Here is a 19,575-nt window from a genome sequence, read left to right on the forward strand (position 1 = left end):
TTGTCACCCATGGACATGATCACCCCGGAGCCGCGCCCCGCCTGGATCGCCGGACGCCCCGAGCAGGGCGCTTCGACGCTCACCGTGCATCACCCCTTCGACGGAAGCGAAGTCGCCACCGTCGCGGTGCCCGGCCCTGATCAGGTCGAGCGAGCGGTGAGCGCGGCGGTGAGTGTCGCGAAAGAGTTCCGGCGTTCCTCGGCGCACAGCCGCGCCGCGGCGCTCGACCACGTTTCGCGGGTCATCGCGGGCCGGGCCGAGGAGATCGCCGAGGTCATCACCGCCGAGAACGGCAAGCCGCTCAAATGGGCCGAGGCCGAGGTGCGGCGCGCGGTGTCGGTGTTCCGGATCGCCGCCGAGGAGGCCCGCCGGTTCAGTGGTGACCTGCAGCGGCTGGACACCGACCCGGCGGGCGAAGGCAGGCTGGCGCTCACCCGCCGCGTCCCCCGCGGCCCGGTGCTGGGGATCGCGCCGTTCAACTTCCCGCTGAACCTGGTGGCGCACAAGGTCGCGCCGTCGCTCGCGGTCGGCGCGCCGATCATCGTCAAACCCGCCCCTCGGACGCCGCTCGCCGCGCTGATCCTCGGCGAGATCCTGGCCGAGACCGACCTGCCGGAGGGTGCGTTCTCGGTGCTGCCGCTCGGCAACGAGGAGACGTCGGCGCTGGTCGCGGATCCCCGGCTGCCGGTCGTGTCGTTCACCGGTTCGGGTCCGGTCGGCTGGTCGATCGCGGACGCCGCGCCGCGCAAGCACGTCGTGCTCGAACTCGGCGGCAACGCGGCCGCCGTCGTGCTCCGCGACTGGCCGGATCCCGAGGGCGCGGCGGAGCGGATCGCGACCTTCGGCAACTACCAGGCCGGGCAGTCCTGTATCGCCGTGCAACGCGTCATCGTCGAACGCGAGGTCGCCGAAGAGTTCGTGCCCGCCTTGGTGGAAGCCGTGAAGGCCCAGCGCACCGGCGACCCGTACGACAAGAACACCGACGTGGGCCCGGTCGTCGACGAGGCCGCCGCGGAGCGGATCGTGGCCTGGATCGACGAAGCCGTCGCCGCGGGCGCGAAGATCCTCACCGGTGGCAAGCGTGACGGAGCCACGGTGGAGCCGACCGTGCTCACCGACGTCCCACCGTCCACAAAGGCCTGGGCGGAGGAGATCTTCGGCCCGGTGCTCGCCGTGTCCATTGTGGATGGTGTCGACGAGGCTTTCGCGTCGGTCAACGAATCCGCCTATGGCTTGCAGGCCGGCGTGTTCACCCGCGACGTCCATCTCGCCTTCTACGCCTCGACGGAACTCGAAGTCGGCGGCGTGATCATCGGCGACGTCCCGTCCTACCGAGCCGACCAGATGCCGTACGGCGGCGTCAAGGGATCGGGCGTCGGCAGGGAAGGCGTTCTCGCCGCGATGAACGACCTCACCGAGGAACGGGTCACCGTCTTCACCGGCATCGACCTCTAATCCGGGGTGACGGCCTGCGCGAAACCGAAGACCTTGTCCGGGTCGTAGGTTTTGGCCACCTGCTTGAGGCGGGTGGCATTGCCGCCGTAGTACGCCGTCATCCAGTCGGGCAGGGCGGGGTCGATGTAGTTGACGTAGCCCCCGCCCAGCCCGAGCCCCGTCACCACTTCCGCGACGGAACCCGTTGCCGCGGAACGGTTACGCATGTCCGCCTGACTGTAGATCTGCACACTGCCGATCGCCTTCCGGTGCCAGAACGCGGTGGCGTCCGGTGCGACGTCGGCGACGGCGCCGCCGAGACCGTCGACCAGGAGATCCATTCCGCGCCTGCCCTTGAGCACGGACGTCAGCTTCGCGGGATCGGCCGGTTCTTCGAGTATTCGCGATGAGGCCACAAAGGACTGTCGGCTTTCGCTGCCGGAGAAGTACTTCATCGCACCGAGATAGTCGAGCTGCTTCACCGAACGCGTCGCACCGGGGAATCCGTCCAGCAGCTTGCCCAAGGAGGCGGAATCGCCGACGTAGCAACCAGCGATGCGCGCGCCGACCGGCGATCCCCCGGACAGCACGACGTTCGCCCACAACTCCGGCGGCGCTTCGGGAAGCCACCGCTGCCACTCGGCGAGCACGTCGTTCGCGCTCCCTGCCGGGAATCGCAGGGAGAACACCGAAATGGCCGAAGGCGCCGGGTCGGTGCGAAAGGTGAACGAGGTGACGATCCCGAAGTTGCCGCCTCCCCCGCCGCGCAACGCCCAGAACAGATCGGGTTCGGAATCCGCCGACGCCGTCCGGAGTTTCCCGTCCGCCGTGACGACTCGCGCGGACACCAGGTGATCACAGGTGAGACCGTATTTCCGGGCGAGGACACCGATTCCGCCACCGAGCGTCAGCCCGGCGATCCCGACGCTGGGGCAGGAACCCGCGGGAAGGCAACGTCCCGCGGCGCCGAGCGTCGCGTAGACGTCCTTCAGCTTCGCACCCGCGCCGATCACGACCTGTTCACCTTGGACGTCCACTGAGGACATTCCGCCGAGGTCGATCATCAGGCCACCGTCGGGAACCGAGTAGCCGGCGTAACTGTGGCCACCACTACGAGCGGCGATCGGAACCCGCCGTGCCGCGGCGGAAACCGCTTCCTGCACGTCCTCGGGTTTGACGCATTTCGCGATCGCGGCGGGCTTGAGCCCGTCGAAAGCCGGATTGAACACGCGTTTGGCGTTGTCGTAACCGGAATCCCCCGGCAGGACAAGGGAGATCTTGTTCCGCAGCGCGGCCCAGTCCGGCGGACCGGACGGCGGCGTGACACCGGTGCTCGGCGGCAGCGACGTGCCGGGCGCGGAACTGGGCGCCTGCGCGGGAGGCGCGGCCGAGCACGCCGTCGCGGCCACTCCGGCCACGGTCGCACCGGCGAGTTTGAGGAACGCCCTTCTCTCCATGCCCGTTAGACGCGTAGCGGACGGGCAGGTTGCGACGCTACGCCCGAAGGTGTGCGCTCACCGGAACGACCAGCGGTGTCCCGGACACCGGATCCTCCATGACCTTCGCCGACAGGCCGAAGATCTCGTCGAGGAGCGGTTCGGTGAGGACCTCCGCGGGTGGGCCCTGCGCGACGATCCGGCCGTCGCGCATCGCGACCAGCTTGTCCGCGTACCTGGCGGCGAGGTTCAGATCGTGCAGCACCATCACCACGGTGGTTCCGCGTTCCTTGTGCAGCCGGTACACCAGGTCCAGCACGTCGATCTGGTGCGCGAGGTCGAGGTAGGTGATCGGCTCGTCGAGCAGGAGCAGCCCGGTCTCCTGGGCCAGCGTCATCGAGATCCACGCCCGTTGCCGCTGCCCGCCGGAAAGCTGGTCCACGACCCGGCCCGCGTACTCGTCCATCCCGGTCAGCCGCAGCGCCCGTTCGATCGCCTCGTCGTCGGAGGACGACCACTGCCGGTACCAGCTCTGGTGCGGATGCCGTCCGCGCCGGACCAGGTCGGAGACGGTCAGCCCTTCGGGAGCGGACGGCGTCTGCGGCAACAGGCCGATGATCTTGGCGACCTCACGCGTCGGCAGCTTGTCGATCCGCTCTCCGTCCAGCAGGACCGCGCCCTGGCGTGGCTTGAGCAACCTCGCCAGCGCACGCAGCAAAGTGGACTTTCCGCAGCCGTTGGGGCCGATGATCGCGGTGACGGTCCCGTCGAGGACGTCGAGGTCGAGCCCGGTCACGACGGGCGTTTCGCCGTACCCGAGTTCCAGTTCCCGGGCACGCAGTCTGGCGTTCACGCGCGCTCCTCCTTACGGCTGCGGATGAACAGGAAGATCAGATACGGCGCACCGAGGATCGCCGTCAGCACACCGACCGGAAGCCCCGACAGGACCGGTGTCACGCGCACCACGAAGTCCGCGCCGACGGTCAGCAGCGCGCCGAGGAGCATCGATCCGAACAGTGGCGGCTGCGCCGAGCGGACCAGCCTCAAGGCGATCTGCGGGGTGGCCAGCGCGACGAAGGTGATGGGCCCGGCGGCCGCGGTGGCGACCGCGGCCAATGCCGCGGCGAGCAGCAGCAGGGAACCCCGGGCGGCATCGACCCGGATCCCGAGACCGCGCGCGGTGTCGTCGCCGAACTGCAGCCCGCCGATGGTGTGCCCGGCGATCAGCGTGACGGGCGCGAGCACGGCCAGCGCGAGCAGGACCGGGCCGACCGATTCCCAGCCGACGTCGGCGAGGCTGCCCACGATCCACGTCGTCGCGCGCGCGGCGTTGTCGACGTCTCCGACGGTCAGCAGCCAGTACACGAGGTTGTAGCCGACGGCGGACAACGCGATACCGATCAGGACGAGGCGGTAGCCGTCGATCCCGCGCCGCCACGAAAGCGCGTACAGCAGGATCCCCGCGATCACGCCGCCCGCCAGCCCGGCGAGCGGGACCCCCAGCGTGCTCGCCAGGCCGCTGACCTGGCCGCCCGTGCCGCCGGCGACGATCACGCCGACCGCGCCGACACCCGCGCCCCAGGTGATCCCGAGGATGTCCGGGCTGGCCAGCGGATTCCGGGCGATGGTCTGGAACAGCGCACCCGAAAGGCCGAGGGCGGCGCCGACGCCGATCGCGGTCAGCGTCCGCGGCATCCGCAGGTCGAAGATGATCCCGCGTTCCCGCGCGGTGCCACCGCCGAACAGCGTCTTCAGGACGTCGCCGAGGCCGATGTGGGAGGTGCCGATGCCGATGTTCAACGCCGCGACCAGTACCAGCGCGATCGCCGCGAAGAGCACGACGGTGAGCGTCCTCGGCCGGACCGTCCAGGCCGCCGGGCCGAGCGAGATCACCTTGGGAGCCGTCATATCCGTGCCAGGCCCTTCTTGCGGACGAGGTGGACGAACACCGGCACACCGAGCACCGCCAGCATGATGCCGACCTCCAGGCTGTCCGAGGCGACGACGCGGCCGAGGAGGTCCGCGGCGAGCAGCAGGATCGCGCCGAGCACCGCCGAGAACGGCACCAGCCAGCGGTAATCGGGTCCGCTGATCGCCCGCGCGAAATGCGGGACGAGCAGGCCCAGGAACGCGATCGGCCCGCAGGCGGCGACGGCGGCGCCGGTCAGCAGCGTGATCGCCGCGACCCCGAGCAACCGTGTCCGGCCGACCCGCCGCCCGAGCGCGACGGCGACGTCGTCACCGAGCGCGAGCGTGTTCATCCCCGGGGTGTTGATCACCGCGAGGAGCAGGCCCGCGGCCACGAAAGGGGCGATCTGGCCGATCATCGCGGGATCCCGGCCCGCGATCGAACCCACGTGCCAGAAGCGGTACGTCTCCATCCCGCGGTCGTCGCCGAGGACGATCGCGGAGATGACGCCGTTGAGCAGGGCGCTCACGGCGGCTCCCGCCAGCGCGAGCGTCACCGGTGTGGCGCCGCGGCCGCCGACGGCGCCGAGCAGGAACACGACGGCGCTCGCGACGAGAGCCCCCGCGAAGCCGAACCAGATGAACGCGTAGAGGTCGTCGATGCCCAGCACGACGACGGCGAGCACCACCGCGAACGCCGCGCCCTGGGTGACGCCGAGCAGACCGGGGTCCGCGAGCGGATTACGGGTGTGTCCCTGCATGAGCGCCCCGGCCGCGCCGAGCGCGAGTCCCGCCAGGACACCGAGCAGCGTGCGCGGCACCCGCAACGAACGGACGATCAGGTGATCCGGCACACCCGCGGGATGGAAGATCGCGTCCCAAACCACACCCAAGGGAATCGAACGCGCACCGAGGGCGACGCTCGCGACGCAGATCACAGCCAGAAGAGTGAGGAGCAGGGCTCCCGCTGTCGCCTTTCCAACACGAACTTCCACTGTGGACATCCGCCATCCTATGCTCCGGTTAGGAAAGCCTAACCGCACAGAAAGAGTGACCCATGACCCCACCCCGGCGCGCAGCCGTCGCCTTCGCCGTGACCGCCTGCCTGGCACTCTCCGCATGCGGTGGCGGGGCACAGGAATCCGCCTCCACCGGCACCGGCCAAAGTGGATTCCCGCGCACCGTCGAACACGTGATGGGGTCGACCACGATCGACAAGCAGCCCGCCACCGTCGCCGCGCTGGACTCCAGCTACGTCGACGCGACGCTGGCGCTCGAGACGAAGGTCGTGGCGTACACCAAATATCGCAACTACGACAAGCTGCCGGACTACCTGGGCGACGACCGCAAGTACGCCGAGGGCGCCAAGGAGATCGGCGCGCTGGAAAGCCCGGACATCGAGCAGCTGTACGACATCAAGCCGGATCTGATCGTTTCGGCGAAGGTGCGTCACGAGAAGTTCTACGCCGAGTTCGGCAAGGTCGCACCCACGGTGTTCAGCCAGACCACCGGCGCCACCTGGAAGGACAACATCCGGATGCTCGGCAAGGCGCTGGGCAAGGAAGCCTTGGCGGAGCAGAAGATCAAGGCTTACGAGGAGCGGGCTCGCAAGGTCGGCGACGCGATCAAGGCCAAGCTCGGCAAGCCCGCCGCCGTGTCGGTGGTCCGCTTCGTCGAAGGCGAGCCGACCGTGCGGCTCTACAGCAGCGCGTCGTTCCCCGGGACCGTGATGGCGGACGCCGGTTTCCAGCGGCCCGCCGGGCAACCGGACAACAAGACGAAGATCTCCAACGACCTGAGCCAGGAAGAGATCGGGAAACTCGACGCCGAAGCGATCTTCGTCGCCACCTACGCCGACGAGACCAAGCAGGCCGAAAGCCCCAAGACGAAGTTCCAGTCGAACCCACTTTGGGGCACCCTCAAGGGAAAGGTGATCGACGTCAACGACACCACGTGGTTCACGTCGGTCAGCCTGCAGGGCGCGCACGCCATGCTGGACGACATCGCGAAGCAGTTCGGCGTGGACTCGTTCCGCGCTTAGTCCTTTGTGGACCGAGCCGTCACAGCCAATGCGGCAGTGGCGGCGCGGTGCCGTCCAAAGTGGATCCATCGCCGCGGCCGGTGATCCACGCCAGGACGTCACCCGGGGAGCCGGTCAGCGTGACCGGCTCTCCGGCACCCATCCGCCATTCGTGACGCGTCCCGTCTTCGCCGACGGCGATCAGCAGGACCGAGGGCAGCTCGCCGCCGTACATGCCGATGGCGTTGCCGACGACGATCTCGAACTCGTCGCCGAGCAACTCCGCGACCCGCGCGAAGTCGTAGCCGAGATCGAGATCCGCCAAGTGGATGGCGGTCTCGGAAAGCCTGAGCCACAGCACGAACTCCGCCGGGATCTCCCGTCCCTGCCGGGCACGCACGCGGACCGGCCAGGCGTCGTCCGGCATGCTCGACGCGACTTCGACGAACCGCGCCGCGGACGCGACGACGTCTTCGGCGATCTCCTCGGCGGACCTGTAAGCACCCTTCTCGATGTCGTCGTCCCTGGCCGCCTCACCCGCGTACATCGGCGTCTCGACACCCGATTTCGCCCAGGTGAGCAGGTTGACCAGGCCGTCGGCGTTGCGCGCCAGGTGGGACAACAGATGCGCCCTGGTCCAGCCGGGCAACCCGCTGGGGGCGTGCACGGCCGCCTCGTCCATCTGTCCTACTACGCGCGCCCATTCTTCGTGAAGGGCGCGGACGCGGTTCAGCAGCGCGTGTGCGCGTTCGGAGGCTGTCACTCCCCCAACTTAGCGCCGAAGTGCCGCCGGCGCGGCCGCCGGAACCGCCGGATTCTTCGGCGCGATCGGTTCAAGCCGCGCATACGGCGATTCCTGCGACGGCCTGCTGTCCTTTTCACCCTTGTTGGGCCAGAACGAGAAGGCCCGCTCGGCCTGCGCGGTAATGGTCAGCGAGGGATTCACGCCGAGGTTGGCCGTGATCGCCGAACCATCCACAATGGACAGGCCGGGATAGTTGAAGACGCGGTGGTACGGGTCGATCACGCCGTTGTCGGGCGCCGTTCCGATCGGAGCGCCGCCGATGAAATGCGCCGTCAGCGGGATGTCGAAGATCTCGCCCCAGGTGCCGCCCGCCATGCCGCCGATACGCTCGGCGGTGCGGAGGTTGGCCTCGTGCCCGGCGGGGATGAAGCTGGGGTTCGGCTCGCCGTGGCCCTGTTTGGACGTGTACTTACGGCGGCCGAAGAGCCCGCGTTTCGTGTACGTGGTGATGGAGTTGTCGAGGCTCTGCATCACCAGCAGGATCACCGTGCGCTCGCTCCAGCGGTAGCCGTTGAGCAGCTTCACGGTCTGGACCGGGTGCTTGACCATGAAGTTCACGGCCTGACGCCAGCGCGGGACCGCCGAGTCGCCTTCGGTGGCGATGGTCTGGAGCAAGCTCATCGCGTTGCTGCCCTTGCCGTAGCGGACGGGCTCGATATGCGTGTTGTCGTCGGGGTGGATCGACGACGTGATCGCGACGCCGCGGCTGAAGTTCCGCTCCTCGTCGACCGAGGTGCGGGCGGCGCCGATGATGGCCTCGGAGTTCGTGCGGGTCAGTTCGCCGAGACGCGGCGAGAGCTTCGGCAGCTTGGCCGTGTCGCGCATGCTGTGGAGCAGGTTCTGCGTGCCCCATGTGCCGGCCGCGAGCACCACCTGCCCCGCGGTGAGCTTGTGCCGGAACTTGCGCGAGGTGGTCCCGGTCTTCCTGATGCTCACCTCGTACCCACCTGCGTTTAGCGGGCTAATCGCGCTCACGGTGGTGAGGGGGATGACCTTCGCGCCGTCCTTCTCCGCGAGGTAGAGGTAGTTCTTGACCAGCGTGTTCTTGGCGCCGACGCGGCAGCCGGTCATACAGGCGCCGCATTCGGTGCAGCCGGTGCGCGCCGGGCCCGCGCCGCCGAAGTACGGGTCCTCGGCGCGCTCCCCCGGCTTGCCGAAGTACACGCCGACGGGCGTCGGGTGGTACGACTCCGGCACGCCCATGTCCGCCGCGACGCCCTTCATGACGACGTCGGACGGCGTGACGCTGGGGTTGGTCACGACGCCCAGCATCCGGCTGGCCTGGTCGTAGTGCGGGCCGAGCTCGGACTCCCAGTCGGTGATGTGGGACCACTGCGGGTCCACGTAGAACGGCTTCAGCGGGCGGTACAGCGTGTTCGCGTAGACCAGCGAGCCGCCGCCGACACCCGCGCCGGCGAGCACCATGACGTCCTTGAGCATGTGGATGCGCTGGATGCCGTAGCAGCCGACCTGAGGCGCCCAGACGTAGCGGCGAAGGTCCCAGGACGTCTTCGCGAACTCGTCGTCGGCGAAGCGGCGCCCCGCCTCGATGACGGCGACGCGGTAGCCCTTCTCGGTCAGGCGGAGGGCGGCGACACTGCCGCCGAACCCGGAGCCGACGACGATCACGTCGTAGTCGAAGTCGTCTTCAGTGGTGGTGTTACTCGCAGTCACACCCTCGACTGTAACCCCGGCCACCCCTTCTGACCAGAGGTAAGTTACTCGCCGGTTACCTTCCACTCGGATGGTGCATGCTCGGACACGTGATCGACGATTTCGCGAAGGAATACCTGCACGGTGACCTGCGAGAGATCCGGGAGGCGATGCTCCGGAAGCTCGACGGGCTTTCCGAGTACGACGTCCGGCGTCCGCTGACTTCGACGGGGACCAACCTTCTCGGCCTGGTCAAGCACCTGGCGGCATGGGAGGCCCGGTACTTCGGCGAGGTTTTCGATCGACCGTTCCCCGGGGCGATCCCTGAGCGCGGGACCGACCTGTGGGCGACCGAGCACGAAACCCGCGAGGAGATCATCGGCCGCTATCGGCGCGTCTGGGAGCACTCCGACGCGACGATCGCCGCGCTTCCCATCGATGCGCCCGGACGCGTGCCGTGGTGGCCGAGTCCCGACGTGATGCTGTTCAACATCCTCGTCCACATGCTCACCGAGACCAGCCGGCACGCCGGGCACGCCGACATCCTGCGAGAGCACCTGGACGGCTCCGTCGACCTGGCCCCGGCCAAAGACCCGGCCTTCTGGCAATCCCGCCATTCCGAAATCACCCGCGCCGCCCGGGCGGCCTCAGAGCGCCTTTAGCGGGCTAAACGCGACACTGGTGGGGCACATGGGGCAGGTGTGACTGCTGGGGGTCAAGAGCGACGCCGAGGCAGGACGCGGAAGAGATCTCCAAGGGCCCGGATGATCGCCGGACGCTCACCCGGCTTAGTTCCCCGCAATGCGATCAGGAGGGCGAGCAGGCGAGTCAAAAAACCGCCGAGGAGGGCGCCCCCTACCCAGAGAACATGTTCAGAACTCGCAACCACGGCGTTCATTGGCACCTCTCAGGGCACGCGGCCGCAGGGCGGACGTTCGCGAACGAACTCCGCGCTGGCCGGTATCGGCATGGCTGAGGTGCCACGCCCTCCCTCGATCGACGCGACGCCGAGGTCGCAGTCGAGAAGGAGCCTCGCGGCTACATCCATTCTAGGAGTGCCCCGTTAGCCCGCTCAGGTTCATTATCCCAACGACGCAAACCGGCCCGGATCGCGTTTAGCGGGCTAAACGCGATCCGGGCCGGGAAGCGAGGGTCAGCGGCGAACGGTCAGGCCCACCCGCTGGAACTCCTTCAGGTCCGAGTAGCCCGTCTTCGCCATCGCGCGGCGAAGCGCGCCGAAGAGGTTCACGACGCCCTCAGCGTCCGAGGACGGCCCGAACAGCAGCGTCTTCAGGTCGACGGCGTAGTCCGGGCCCAGCGCCACGCGCGAACGCGGCAGCGACGGGTGCGCGGCCGCCGACGTCCAGTACAGCCCCTGCCCCGGCGCCTCGGAGGCGGCGGCCAGCGGCGCGCCCAGCATGACCGCGTCGGCACCGCAGGCGATGGCCTTGGCGATGTCGCCGGACGTGCTCATCCCGCCGTCGGCGAGCACGTGGACGTACCGGCCGCCGGTCTCGTCGAGGTAGTCGCGGCGCGCGGCCGCGGCGTCGACGATCGCGGTCGCCATCGGCGTCCCGATCCCGAGCACGCTGTCGGTGCTCGTCACGCCGCGGCTGGCCCCGTGGCCGACGATGACGCCGGCCGCGCCGGTGCGCATCAGGTGCATCGCGGTGCGGTAGTCGCTCACGCCGCCCGCGATCACCGGGACGTCGAGCCGCCCGATGAAGTCCTTCAGGTCCAGCGGCTCGGCGTCGCGCTGGACGTGCTCGGCCGAGATGATCGTGCCCTGCACGACGAGGATCTCGACGCCCGCCGCCAGCAGATCCGGCGTGAGCTCGGCGGCGTGCTGCGGGCTGACCCGCGCGGCCACCGTGACCCCGGACTCGCGGACGGTCTTGATCGCCTCGGTCAGCAGGTCCAGCCGGATCGGGGCGGAGTGCAGCTCCTGCAGCTCACGCACGATCGCGGTCGGGTCCTCGGTGTCTTCGGCCGCCCGGACGAGGCGGAAGATCGCGTCCTCGACGTTCGGGTGCCGCGCCCAGAGCCCTTCGGCGTTGAGGACGCCCAGCCCGCCGAGCTCGCCGACGGCCACCGCGGTTCCCGGCGACACGATCGCGTCGGTGGGGTGCGTGACCAGCGGCAGCTCGAACCGGTACGCGTCGATCTGCCAGGCGGTGGACACGACCGAAGACGACCGGGTGCGCCGCGACGGCACGATCTCCACGTCATCGAGGTCATACGCCCGCCGCGCGGTGCGGCCCATGCCGATCTCGACCAGATCCCGCACGTCAAGTCCCTTCTCACCGACGACCGTTACACCCCATTGTCGCTAGGCCGCGTGGGTGACCTGCGCACGGGGCACCCGAACCGGGCCGGAAGTCACACCAGCCCCAGGTGCCCCACCCGTTTCACGTTTAGCCCGCTAAAGGCGCTCTGGGGGTCGTGGGGTCAGAAGGAGACCTTTTCGACGGAGTCGGTCCGGAGGACGGATTCCTGCGCGAAGGCCTTCTTGTAGTCGGTCCGGATCTCCTCGATCTCGCGGTTCGCGTCGCGATCGGTGAACGGGTACACGACGACGATCACCTTCGACCTCTCCCGCGAGATCACCCCGTCCGAACCGCGCCACTGGCCGCGACCGGTCAGCTCGGTGAACCCGTCCGGGAACCTCGGCGTGACGGCCTTGTCGGTGAACGCGGCGAACTCGGCGTCGGTCAGCTCCCCGCCGCCCGGCTTCGTCGTCCCGAAGTACAGCTCGGTGCGCTTCCACAGCTCACCCGGCGAAGCCTGGAGAGCGACGGTCTCGGGTGCGGACGGCGCGGCGGAAGCGGTGGGGACGGCTGAAGCCGCCACCCCGCCGCCGAGCCCGAGGGCAGCGGCGGCGAAGACGGCGAGCGCGGTTCGGCGCGACGTGAAAGACATCGGGTTCCTCCCAGGAGACTTGATCAGCGGGCCAAGTCTCCCGGGAACGGAACCGGATGGGTAAGTGTCCTAAGGGGCGGACTAACGGGTGGTGTAGTTCGGCGCCTCGACGGTCATGGTGATGTCGTGCGGGTGGCTCTCCTTGAGCCCGGCCGCGGTGATCCGCACCAGCTGCGCCTCCTGCAGCTCGGGGATCGTCGACGCACCCGCGTAGCCCATACCCGACCGCAGCCCGCCCACCAGCTGGTGGACGACGTTCGCGAGCGGCCCGCGGAACGGGATCCGCCCCTCGATGCCTTCGGGGACCAGCTTGTCCTCGCTCAGCACGTCGTCCTGGGCGTAGCGGTCCTTCGAGTAGGACTTCGCCTCGCCGCGGGACTGCATCGCGCCCAGCGAGCCCATGCCGCGGTAGGTCTTGAACTGCTTGCCGTTGACCAGGATCAGGTCGCCGGGCGATTCGGCGGTGCCCGCGAGCAGGCTGCCGAGCATCACCGTGGACGCGCCGGACGCGATCGCCTTCGCGATGTCACCCGAGTACTGGATGCCGCCGTCGCCGATCACCGGGATCCCGGCCGGGCGCGCCGCCTGGTCCGCCTCGTAGATCGCGGAGATCTGCGGTACGCCGACCCCGGCGACGATGCGGGTGGTGCAGATGGAACCGGGGCCGACGCCGACCTTGATCCCGTCCGCGCCCGCGTCCACCAGCGCCTGCGCCCCGGCCCGGGTCGCGACGTTGCCGCCGACGATGTCGACGGTTTCGCCCAGTTCCTTCTTCAGCAGCGCGACGGTCTCGACGACGGCGCGGGAGTGCCCGTGCGCGGTGTCGACCATCAGCACGTCCACCCCGGCGTCTGCCAGCGCCATCGCGCGCTTGTGCCCGTCGGGGCCGACCCCGACGGCGGCACCGACGATCAGGCGGCCGTTGGTGTCCTTGGAGGCGTTGGGGTACTGCTCGGTCTTGACGAAGTCCTTGACCGTGATCAGCCCGCGCAGCTTGCCCGCACCGTCGACGATGGGCAGCTTCTCGATCTTGTGACGGCGCAGCAGCCCGAGCGCGGCCTCCGCGGTGACGCCGACCTGCGCGGTGACCAGCGGCAGCTTCGTCATCACCTCGTGCACCGCGCGGGTGTGGTCGACCTCGAACCGCATATCGCGGTTGGTGATGATGCCCACCAGCGTCCCGGCGGCGTCCGTGACGGGCACGCCGGAGATCCGGAACCGCGCGCACAGGGCGTCGACCTCGGCGAGGGTGTCCTCGGGCGAGCACGTGACCGGGTCGGTCACCATGCCCGCTTCGGAGCGCTTGACGACCTCGACGGCGGCCGCCTGGTCGTCGATCGGCAGGTTGCGCTGCAGCACGCCCATCCCGCCCTGACGCGCCATCGCGATGGCCATCCGGCCTTCGGTGACCGTGTCCATGGCGGCGGAGACCAGCGGGATGTTCAGGGTGACGTTGCGCGAGAGCCGGGTGCGGGTGCTGACCGCACTGGGCACCACGTCGGACTCGGCCGGCAGCAGCAGCACGTCGTCGAAGGTCAGCCCGAGCATGGCGAACTTGCTCGGGACGGGGGCGGTGACGCTGTCGCTGGTCATAGCAGGCGAAGGGCCTTCCTGGCGGTGATGGAGGGAAGCCGCCGTGGCTGGTGGCATCGTGGCGGGGGCCTGCTCCTCATGATATCCGGGCCGGGCGGCCGCCCGGCCCGGGTGGGCGCCCGGTAGCGTGCAGGCGTGCCGCAAGATGCGTTGCCCCCAGACCCGTTCGCGGATGACCCGGACGACCCGGCCCGCGCGTTCATCGACGACGCCGACCGGCTCGACGAGCCGATCAGCGACGAAGAGCGCACCGAGTTGCTGGCCGACCTCTCCGATCTCGCCGTGTACCAGGCGCTTCTCGAGCCGCGCGGAGTACGCGGGATCGTGGTCGACTGCGGTGAATGCGACGAACCCCACTATCACGACTGGCATCTGCTGCGCGCCAGTCTCGAGCAGCTGCTCGCCGACGGTCGCATGCGGCCGCACGAGCCCGCGTTCGATCCGAACCCCGGCGACTATGTGAGCTGGGACTACTGCCGCGGCTTCGCGGACGGTGTCACAGCCAACGAAAGCGCCTACTGAGCGCGTTTAGCCCGCTAAACGCGATTTGAGCCGGAAAGAGAAAGGGCCTGGTGAGAGAGATCTCACCAGGCCCTTTCGGCGTTCTGGGGTGTTACGGCGTCTCGACGGCGGCCGCGGGAGCCTGCGCTCCGGCGCCCGGCGACGGTTCGTTCCGCGAGCCGCCCGGGTCGTTGCCCGAGGCCGGCGGTGTGGTCGACGTCGTGGGCGGCGGAGGCTCACTGGTCGTGGTCGGCGGAGTCGGCGAGGGAGTCGTGGTGCCCGGCAAAGTCGTGCCGGGGTTGCCGCCTCCCGGCAGCGACGTCGGCGGAGCCGTCGGCTGCGTGGTGGGCTGCGGGGTGGTCGCGACCGGAGTCTGCGAAGGCGACTGCTGATCCGGGGGCAGCGGCTGCTGACCGGGGTTCTGCAGCTGAGCGCTCAACTGACGGTGTTGTTCGAGCAGCTGATCGCGGTTCTCTTCGTCGGTCACCTGGTTCAGCGCGGCCTGGGCCTCGTCGAGCGCCTTGCGTGCGTCGTCGAGGCGCCCGCCGGCGAGCGCGAGGTTGGCCTTCTCGAGATCGAGTTTGGCCGCCGCGGCGGCCTCGACCGACCGGGCGTGGTCGGCGTAAAGCACCTTGGTCAGGCCCCAGAGAGTGTCACCAGGCTGCGCGTCCTTCGCGGCGAGACCGGTACCGGCGAAGGCGATGGCCAGGACGGCCGCGGCGGCGGCCACCGGGACCAGCAGCCGGCGTCTTCCCCCGTGTTTACGGGCGAGCGCGGCGGTCTTCACGGTGACGACGGCGGTGTCGACATCGACGAGTTCCGCCAGCGGCTCACTGTCGATGTCACGACGCCAAGCCAGCAGCAGGGCGTTGAGCTCTTGATCGCCGAGGTCGTCGGCCATCTTCGGATCCGAGCCGCCGAGAGCGTCGAGCAGCGCGTCATCGGCCTGGACGGCCGACAGATCAGCTGCGAACTCGGCTTCCGAGGGCGTCAGCCCTCTATCGAAAGCCGTCAGTTCACGATCGGTCCCAGGGGAGAACCGACGGTCGCGATCGGTCACTCAGATCACCTCCTCAGCGGCCAGAACCTTACGTAGGCGCGCGAGGGCGCGATGCTGGGCCACCCGGACGGCGCCGGGGGTGGACCCCACGGCCTCTGCCGTCTCTTCGGCGGACAATCCCACGACAACCCGCAGGACCACGATCTCACGCTGTTTGTCGGGAAGGACGCGCAGCAGCTGCGACATACGCTCGTTCAGCTCGCCTTGGAGAGCACGCTGCTCGGGACCGACGCCGCCCTCGACCTCGTCGGGGACTTCGGCGACCGGCTCGGCGCGATTTCGGGCCGCGGCACGATGCGCGTCGGCCACCTTGTGCTGGGCGATCCCGTAGACGAAGGCCAGGAACGGGCGGCCCTGATCACGGTACGAAGGCAATGCCGTGAGCACCGCGAGACACACCTCCTGAGCAACGTCGTCTGCGGAAGCGAACGAACGCTCCTGCCTGCCAACCCGAGCGCGGCAGTACCGCACTACCAAAGGACGGATGGCCGCCAGCAACCGCTCGACCGCTTGAGGATCACCCTCAACAGCAGCGGCGACCGGCTCATCCAGTCCGTCCCCCACATTGGCCATCGCAGACAACAGTCCCAGTGTTACGTATAGGCGTGCAAAGAGTCCGGCGTGTGACTTCGGAGACCACTACCGGTGACAGCTACCGTACCGCCCGGGTCCGACACCTTCACTGACGGCCGTCATCGGCGCGCCGCCTTTCCGGCGAGCACGCTGAACCCGGGTCCTGCCTGGTTCCCTTCGCTCGTAGTCGAACTTTCAACGAGCCGGAACGCAGTGGGGTACGACGGTCCGCCCGGAGGCGGACTCGCTCGGGCAAGAGTGCCCGAGCGTCGAACATAAAAGCGCGAAGCGTGACAGGGAACACAGGTACGGGCCAGGGGTACTCCCCCGGCCCGTTCGTCACCCGTTGTGCAATCTGACCGATGAAATCAGGAAAGCGTTGTCAGGAAACAAGTCCACGGCGGAATCCGTGGGCGACCGCCTGAGCGCGGTCCCGAACGCCGAGCTTGCGGAACAAGCGGCGCGCATGGGTCTTCACGGTGTCTTCGGACAGGTACAGCTCGCGGCCGATCTGTCCGTTGCTCTTGCCCTGGCTCATCCCGCGGAGCACCTGGAGCTCGCGCTCGGTGAGCTGGACGCCGGGGTCGGACGGCTGGCGCGGCGCCGGCACCGAGGTGCTGGCGAGCGTGTGCGCCAGTGCGGCGACCAGCTCGGGACGCGAGGCGTCCCAGCGCAGGTAGCCGCGCGCGCCGCCGGCGATGGCGGCGGCGATGCTGCCCGCGTCGTCCGGGGCGCCGAACACGATCACGTTCGCTTGGGGGTTCGCAGAGACGAGCCGCCGGGTGGCTTCGACGCCAGTCGGGACAGCGCGCTGGGTTCCGACCAGCACGACGTCGACCGGCTGACGGGAGTACCGGGCCAGCAGCTCGTCACCGTGCGCTACGCAGTCGATGCGACTGACCCCTGGGACCGCGGACATCACTCGAGTGAGCCCTTCGCGGACACTGCGTCGGTCGTCGCAGATCAAGACCGTCGTCACGGGGTTTCCTTCCTGCAGCCGGGTGACATTCCACTTCCCCTATCGGACGCTTTAGCCCGAACCTTGACACGATCCGGTGGCTTTTTTTGAAAGTTCTTAGCCCGGTTGCCGGAATGGGCCCTCCAACAGGCTAGACGCCCTCAGAGGGGGACCCACGGAGATTCCCGGGCGAGCCACCTCCCGCAAGGATCCGCATGCCGTAACACTGCGTGCAACAGTTCGGCACTTCTGGATCGATACTCATCGGCGTGTCCTGCCCCGAAGTCCGCCTCGAGCAGGCACGCCACCCACAGAAGTGAATTGAATTCGTATTTCTCGGCGGTTTCGCGCGCGGTCTCTACCAGCGCTTTCGCGCGATCCCGCTCAGCGGAACCGCCATTCGCGATCGTCACGGCGAGTACAAGGCTCGATTTGACGACATGTCGGCACGCGCCCCTGGCATGCGCGGTTTCCCACGCCATTTCCGCCGGCGCGATGGCCGCCCCGGAAATGTTACCCGCCAGTTCGATTTCCGCGCCCACCCAACCGGCCCTGGTCCGGGTCCGCCAGTTGCCGCAGTGCACGTCCGCACGCGCGACCAACCGCCGGGCGGCGGTCAGCCTGCCGCGCCCGAGATTGTCCGCCGCGAGCCCCAGGAGGGCGTCCGCCCGCGCGCCCTCGGCGTCCAGACCGTCGGGGTCGGGCTCGCCTGGCGGCTCCGTGATCACCAGCGCGAGCGCCTCGCCGTCGAGGACGAGGGCCGCCGCGTGCCCGCCCAACTGCCGCCGATGCGACGCCAGCGTGCTCGCGGCCAGCGACGCGAACACCGGGCCACCGTTCGCGCGCAACCCGTTCAGCAGGGTGGCCGCCGCCGCGTACCGGCCGCGGGCACCGAGCCCGATCGCGGCGAGCAGCCGTCCGCGAGGCGACGCGGGCACCGCGAACGGGTCCGGCGGCGGCACGCCGTCACCGAACGCGGCGGACCGCAAGGACGATTCCATGCGTCCTTTCTATCGCCTCGCACCGACAAGAACGTGCTCGATCCGGTCGGCTGCGGTCGTCAGTTCGCCGAGCAGTTCGATCTTGTCCGGGAGCGTGGCGGGATCCCAGCCGGGACCGCACGCGAACAGCCTGCTGCGCTGACGGCCGCGGGACACCCTGGCGAACAGGCGCGGGTCCGCGGTCGCCCGCCGCCCCGACCACAGGACGACCGCCGCCGGGACACTGCGGCGGACGGTCACCGCGAGTACTTCGGCGGGCAGGGACGCCCCGAACAGCTGGGCGCCGATCCGACGTCCCGCCAGCGCCGCGGCGAGGGCGTACATCGGCATGTTGTCGCGCTCGTCGGGGACGCAGGTCAGCAGGACCGGGCGTTGGTTACGCGGCTCGCGGAGCACCGGCGTCGCGCGGACGAGGGCGGCGTACACGCATTCGGCGAGCAGGTACTCGACCTCCGCTCCGGCGCTCACCCCGCGCCAGCGCGCACCGAGTGCGGTCAGGACCGGCGACACGACACCGGTCCAGGCCGGCAGGACGCCGAGTTCGCGGATCGTGTCGGCGAGCATGCGCTGGACCGCGCCGAAATCCATCGCGAGCGCGGCCGTGCTCAACCGCCTGGCGAGGCGGGACGGGACGTCGTGATCTTCGGCGGCCGGCGCGGCGGCCTGCTCCGCCACTTGGACGACGGCGGATTCCGGGGGCTCCGTCGCCATCCTGGGCATCTGCTCAAGTGCGTACTTCGCCGCTTCAGCCGTCGAGGCGCCGCGAAGGAGCGCGCGCTGCATCAGTTCGAGACGGCCGATGTCGGAGCTGCCGTAGCGGCGGTGACGGCCGTTGGTGTGGCGGCTCGGCCCTACGCCGTATCTGCGGTCCCAGGTGCGCAGGGTGGACGGTGCGACCCCGAGCCGGCGAGCGACGGAGGCCACCGGCAGGGTGGGTTCTTCACTGCTCGTCCGAGATCCCACTCGACCCAATATCCAGGCAGGCCGGGACAGGGGCAACCGGAGCGGAAAGTACGGCTCACACATCCGGGGGATGCCTAACGGCTGAATCGTCTTGAATCTCTTGAACAAGTATTGGCGCGCTTCTAACGTTACCGCCGTTGCACCGAATGGAGTATCCGCAGCGCAGCAGAGCAGGTAAACGCTTCGACCGGATGACGGAGGCGGTCAGGATGGCGGACACACGCAGGCTCCCGGGGCCCAACGCGGATGTATGGGACTGGCAGCTCGAAGGGTCGTGCCGAGGCATGGACAGCGCGTCCTTCTTTCACCCTGACGGCGAGCGCGGGCCGGCCAGAGCCCGCCGCGAGGCGCGGGCCAAAGCCGTGTGCCTGGCCTGCCCGGTACTGGCGATGTGCCGGAACCACGCACTCGCCGTGCACGAGCCGTACGGGATCTGGGGCGGGCTGTCGGAATCGGAACGCGAGCACATCATCAAGGCGGACAAGCGCCAATTGAGCATGTCGAACGGCTGATCCGGCCGAGTCGGCAACGCGGAAGGGCGGCATCCGGGTGGGGTGCCGCCCTTCCGCATGTCCGGGCACCGGATCGCGATTAGCCCGCGAAACGCAGGTCAGCGCGGGAGCACCGTCAGATCGCAGTTAGCCCGCGAAAGTCGCTCTGCCCGCGGACGCGCCCCACCTCGGCGCCGGATCGCGTTTCGCGGGCTAAACGCGATCCGGGCGCGGGAGAGGGGCGGGAAAGCAAAACGGGG

The 19,575-nt window shown here is 69.2% G+C and carries 19 protein-coding genes; 5 read left to right on the top strand and 14 right to left on the bottom strand.

What is annotated here, in order from left to right; genetic code table 11:
- Nucleotides 1-9: 9 nt before the first annotated feature.
- Nucleotides 10-1,455 (top strand): aldehyde dehydrogenase family protein, encoded by a 1,446-nt coding sequence (locus tag AJAP_RS35340; RefSeq protein WP_038519671.1) that lies wholly within the window; start codon nt 10-12, stop codon nt 1,453-1,455.
- Here the strand turns inward: AJAP_RS35340 and AJAP_RS35345 are convergent.
- From AJAP_RS35345 to AJAP_RS35360, 4 genes are read right to left on the bottom strand one after another with little or no spacing between them, the layout of a single operon-like run.
- Nucleotides 1,452-2,891 (bottom strand): FAD-dependent oxidoreductase, encoded by a 1,440-nt coding sequence (locus AJAP_RS35345; RefSeq protein WP_038519673.1) that lies wholly within the window; start codon nt 2,889-2,891, stop codon nt 1,452-1,454. The two genes, AJAP_RS35340 and AJAP_RS35345, sit on opposite strands and share 4 nt — an antisense overlap.
- A gap of 37 nt (nt 2,892-2,928) precedes the next feature.
- Nucleotides 2,929-3,723 (bottom strand): ABC transporter ATP-binding protein, encoded by a 795-nt coding sequence (locus tag AJAP_RS35350; protein WP_038519676.1) that lies wholly within the window; start codon nt 3,721-3,723, stop codon nt 2,929-2,931.
- A complete protein-coding gene (locus tag AJAP_RS35355) occupies nt 3,720-4,778 on the bottom strand; it encodes a FecCD family ABC transporter permease (protein WP_038519679.1) in 1,059 nt (352 codons plus the stop codon). The genes AJAP_RS35350 and AJAP_RS35355 overlap by 4 nt, the downstream gene beginning before the upstream one ends.
- Nucleotides 4,775-5,782 carry a FecCD family ABC transporter permease gene (locus AJAP_RS35360; protein WP_051972690.1) on the bottom strand — a complete coding sequence of 336 codons (1,008 nt, stop codon included), beginning with the start codon at nt 5,780-5,782 and terminating at the stop codon, nt 4,775-4,777. Before AJAP_RS35360 ends, AJAP_RS35355 begins: the two co-directional genes overlap by 4 nt.
- Before the next feature lie 53 nt (nt 5,783-5,835).
- On the opposite strand from AJAP_RS35360, the gene AJAP_RS35365 reads away from it, so the two are divergent.
- Nucleotides 5,836-6,819 (top strand): ABC transporter substrate-binding protein, encoded by a 984-nt coding sequence (locus tag AJAP_RS35365; RefSeq protein ID WP_174492070.1) that lies wholly within the window; start codon nt 5,836-5,838, stop codon nt 6,817-6,819.
- Nucleotides 6,820-6,838: 19 nt separating this feature from the next.
- On the opposite strand, the gene AJAP_RS35370 is transcribed toward AJAP_RS35365, so the two are convergent.
- Complete coding sequence (locus AJAP_RS35370; protein WP_038519684.1) at nt 6,839-7,561, bottom strand: maleylpyruvate isomerase N-terminal domain-containing protein; 723 nt, start codon at nt 7,559-7,561, stop codon at nt 6,839-6,841.
- Between the two features lie 9 nt (nt 7,562-7,570).
- The gene (locus AJAP_RS35375) at nt 7,571-9,277 is read right to left on the bottom strand and encodes a GMC oxidoreductase (protein ID WP_038519687.1); all 1,707 of its coding nucleotides are present in this window, start codon (nt 9,275-9,277) and stop codon (nt 7,571-7,573) included.
- A 77-nt stretch (nt 9,278-9,354) separates the two neighbouring features.
- Between AJAP_RS35375 and AJAP_RS35380 the strand changes: the two genes are divergently transcribed.
- Entirely contained in the window at nt 9,355-9,918 is a 564-nt protein-coding gene (locus tag AJAP_RS35380) for a DinB family protein (RefSeq protein ID WP_038519689.1), read from the top strand.
- A gap of 491 nt (nt 9,919-10,409) precedes the next feature.
- On the opposite strand, the gene AJAP_RS35385 is transcribed toward AJAP_RS35380, so the two are convergent.
- From AJAP_RS35385 to guaB, 3 genes are all read right to left on the bottom strand, one after another.
- Nucleotides 10,410-11,543 carry a GuaB3 family IMP dehydrogenase-related protein gene (locus tag AJAP_RS35385; RefSeq protein WP_034304399.1) on the bottom strand — a complete coding sequence of 378 codons (1,134 nt, stop codon included), beginning with the start codon at nt 11,541-11,543 and terminating at the stop codon, nt 10,410-10,412.
- Nucleotides 11,544-11,704: 161 nt separating this feature from the next.
- The gene (locus AJAP_RS35390) at nt 11,705-12,175 is read right to left on the bottom strand and encodes a DUF3574 domain-containing protein (protein ID WP_038519692.1); all 471 of its coding nucleotides are present in this window, start codon (nt 12,173-12,175) and stop codon (nt 11,705-11,707) included.
- A gap of 81 nt (nt 12,176-12,256) precedes the next feature.
- A complete protein-coding gene (gene guaB / locus AJAP_RS35395; RefSeq protein ID WP_038519695.1) occupies nt 12,257-13,768 on the bottom strand; it encodes an IMP dehydrogenase in 1,512 nt (503 codons plus the stop codon).
- Nucleotides 13,769-13,903: 135 nt separating this feature from the next.
- Between guaB and AJAP_RS35400 the strand changes: the two genes are divergently transcribed.
- On the top strand, nt 13,904-14,290 hold the full coding sequence (locus AJAP_RS35400; protein WP_005166667.1) for a DUF5319 domain-containing protein: 387 nt from the start codon (nt 13,904-13,906) through the stop codon (nt 14,288-14,290).
- 91 nt (nt 14,291-14,381) lie between these two features.
- Here the strand turns inward: AJAP_RS35400 and AJAP_RS35405 are convergent, their stop codons facing one another.
- From AJAP_RS35405 to AJAP_RS35425, 5 genes are all read right to left on the bottom strand, one after another.
- Nucleotides 14,382-15,329 carry an anti-sigma-D factor RsdA gene (locus AJAP_RS35405; protein ID WP_038519699.1) on the bottom strand — a complete coding sequence of 316 codons (948 nt, stop codon included), beginning with the start codon at nt 15,327-15,329 and terminating at the stop codon, nt 14,382-14,384.
- A complete protein-coding gene (locus AJAP_RS35410) occupies nt 15,330-15,902 on the bottom strand; it encodes a sigma-70 family RNA polymerase sigma factor (RefSeq protein WP_026467317.1) in 573 nt (190 codons plus the stop codon).
- A 382-nt stretch (nt 15,903-16,284) separates the two neighbouring features.
- Entirely contained in the window at nt 16,285-16,881 is a 597-nt protein-coding gene (locus tag AJAP_RS35415; protein WP_003073605.1) for a response regulator transcription factor, read from the bottom strand.
- A gap of 140 nt (nt 16,882-17,021) precedes the next feature.
- On the bottom strand, nt 17,022-17,861 hold the full coding sequence (locus tag AJAP_RS35420) for a hypothetical protein (protein ID WP_038519708.1): 840 nt from the start codon (nt 17,859-17,861) through the stop codon (nt 17,022-17,024).
- A 9-nt stretch (nt 17,862-17,870) separates the two neighbouring features.
- A complete protein-coding gene (locus AJAP_RS35425) occupies nt 17,871-18,785 on the bottom strand; it encodes a MerR family transcriptional regulator (protein WP_174492115.1) in 915 nt (304 codons plus the stop codon).
- 230 nt (nt 18,786-19,015) lie between these two features.
- On the opposite strand from AJAP_RS35425, the gene AJAP_RS35430 reads away from it, so the two are divergent.
- Complete coding sequence (locus AJAP_RS35430) at nt 19,016-19,336, top strand: WhiB family transcriptional regulator (RefSeq protein ID WP_073847344.1); 321 nt, start codon at nt 19,016-19,018, stop codon at nt 19,334-19,336.
- Nucleotides 19,337-19,575: the final 239 nt, after the last annotated feature.

The sequence above is a fragment of the Amycolatopsis japonica genome (genome assembly GCF_000732925.1).
Classification (GTDB): Bacteria; Actinomycetota; Actinomycetes; order Mycobacteriales; family Pseudonocardiaceae; genus Amycolatopsis; species Amycolatopsis japonica.

Excerpts from the sequence above, each read along its gene's own strand:
- AJAP_RS35345 (WP_038519673.1), bottom strand. The coding sequence starts at position 2,891 with ATGGAGAGAAGGGCGTTCCTCAAACTCGCCGGTGCGACCGTGGCCGGA.
- AJAP_RS35360 (WP_051972690.1), bottom strand. The coding sequence starts at position 5,782 with ATGTCCACAGTGGAAGTTCGTGTTGGAAAGGCGACAGCGGGAGCCCTG.
- AJAP_RS35420 (WP_038519708.1), bottom strand. The coding sequence starts at position 17,861 with ATGGAATCGTCCTTGCGGTCCGCCGCGTTCGGTGACGGCGTGCCGCCG.
- AJAP_RS35430 (WP_073847344.1), top strand. The coding sequence starts at position 19,016 with ATGACGGAGGCGGTCAGGATGGCGGACACACGCAGGCTCCCGGGGCCC.
- AJAP_RS35390 (WP_038519692.1), bottom strand. The coding sequence starts at position 12,175 with ATGTCTTTCACGTCGCGCCGAACCGCGCTCGCCGTCTTCGCCGCCGCT.
- AJAP_RS35355 (WP_038519679.1), bottom strand. The coding sequence starts at position 4,778 with ATGACGGCTCCCAAGGTGATCTCGCTCGGCCCGGCGGCCTGGACGGTC.
- guaB (WP_038519695.1), bottom strand. The coding sequence starts at position 13,768 with ATGACCAGCGACAGCGTCACCGCCCCCGTCCCGAGCAAGTTCGCCATG.
- AJAP_RS35365 (WP_174492070.1), top strand. The coding sequence starts at position 5,836 with ATGACCCCACCCCGGCGCGCAGCCGTCGCCTTCGCCGTGACCGCCTGC.
- AJAP_RS35380 (WP_038519689.1), top strand. The coding sequence starts at position 9,355 with ATGCTCGGACACGTGATCGACGATTTCGCGAAGGAATACCTGCACGGT.
- AJAP_RS35410 (WP_026467317.1), bottom strand. The coding sequence starts at position 15,902 with ATGGCCAATGTGGGGGACGGACTGGATGAGCCGGTCGCCGCTGCTGTT.
- AJAP_RS35340 (WP_038519671.1), top strand. The coding sequence starts at position 10 with ATGGACATGATCACCCCGGAGCCGCGCCCCGCCTGGATCGCCGGACGC.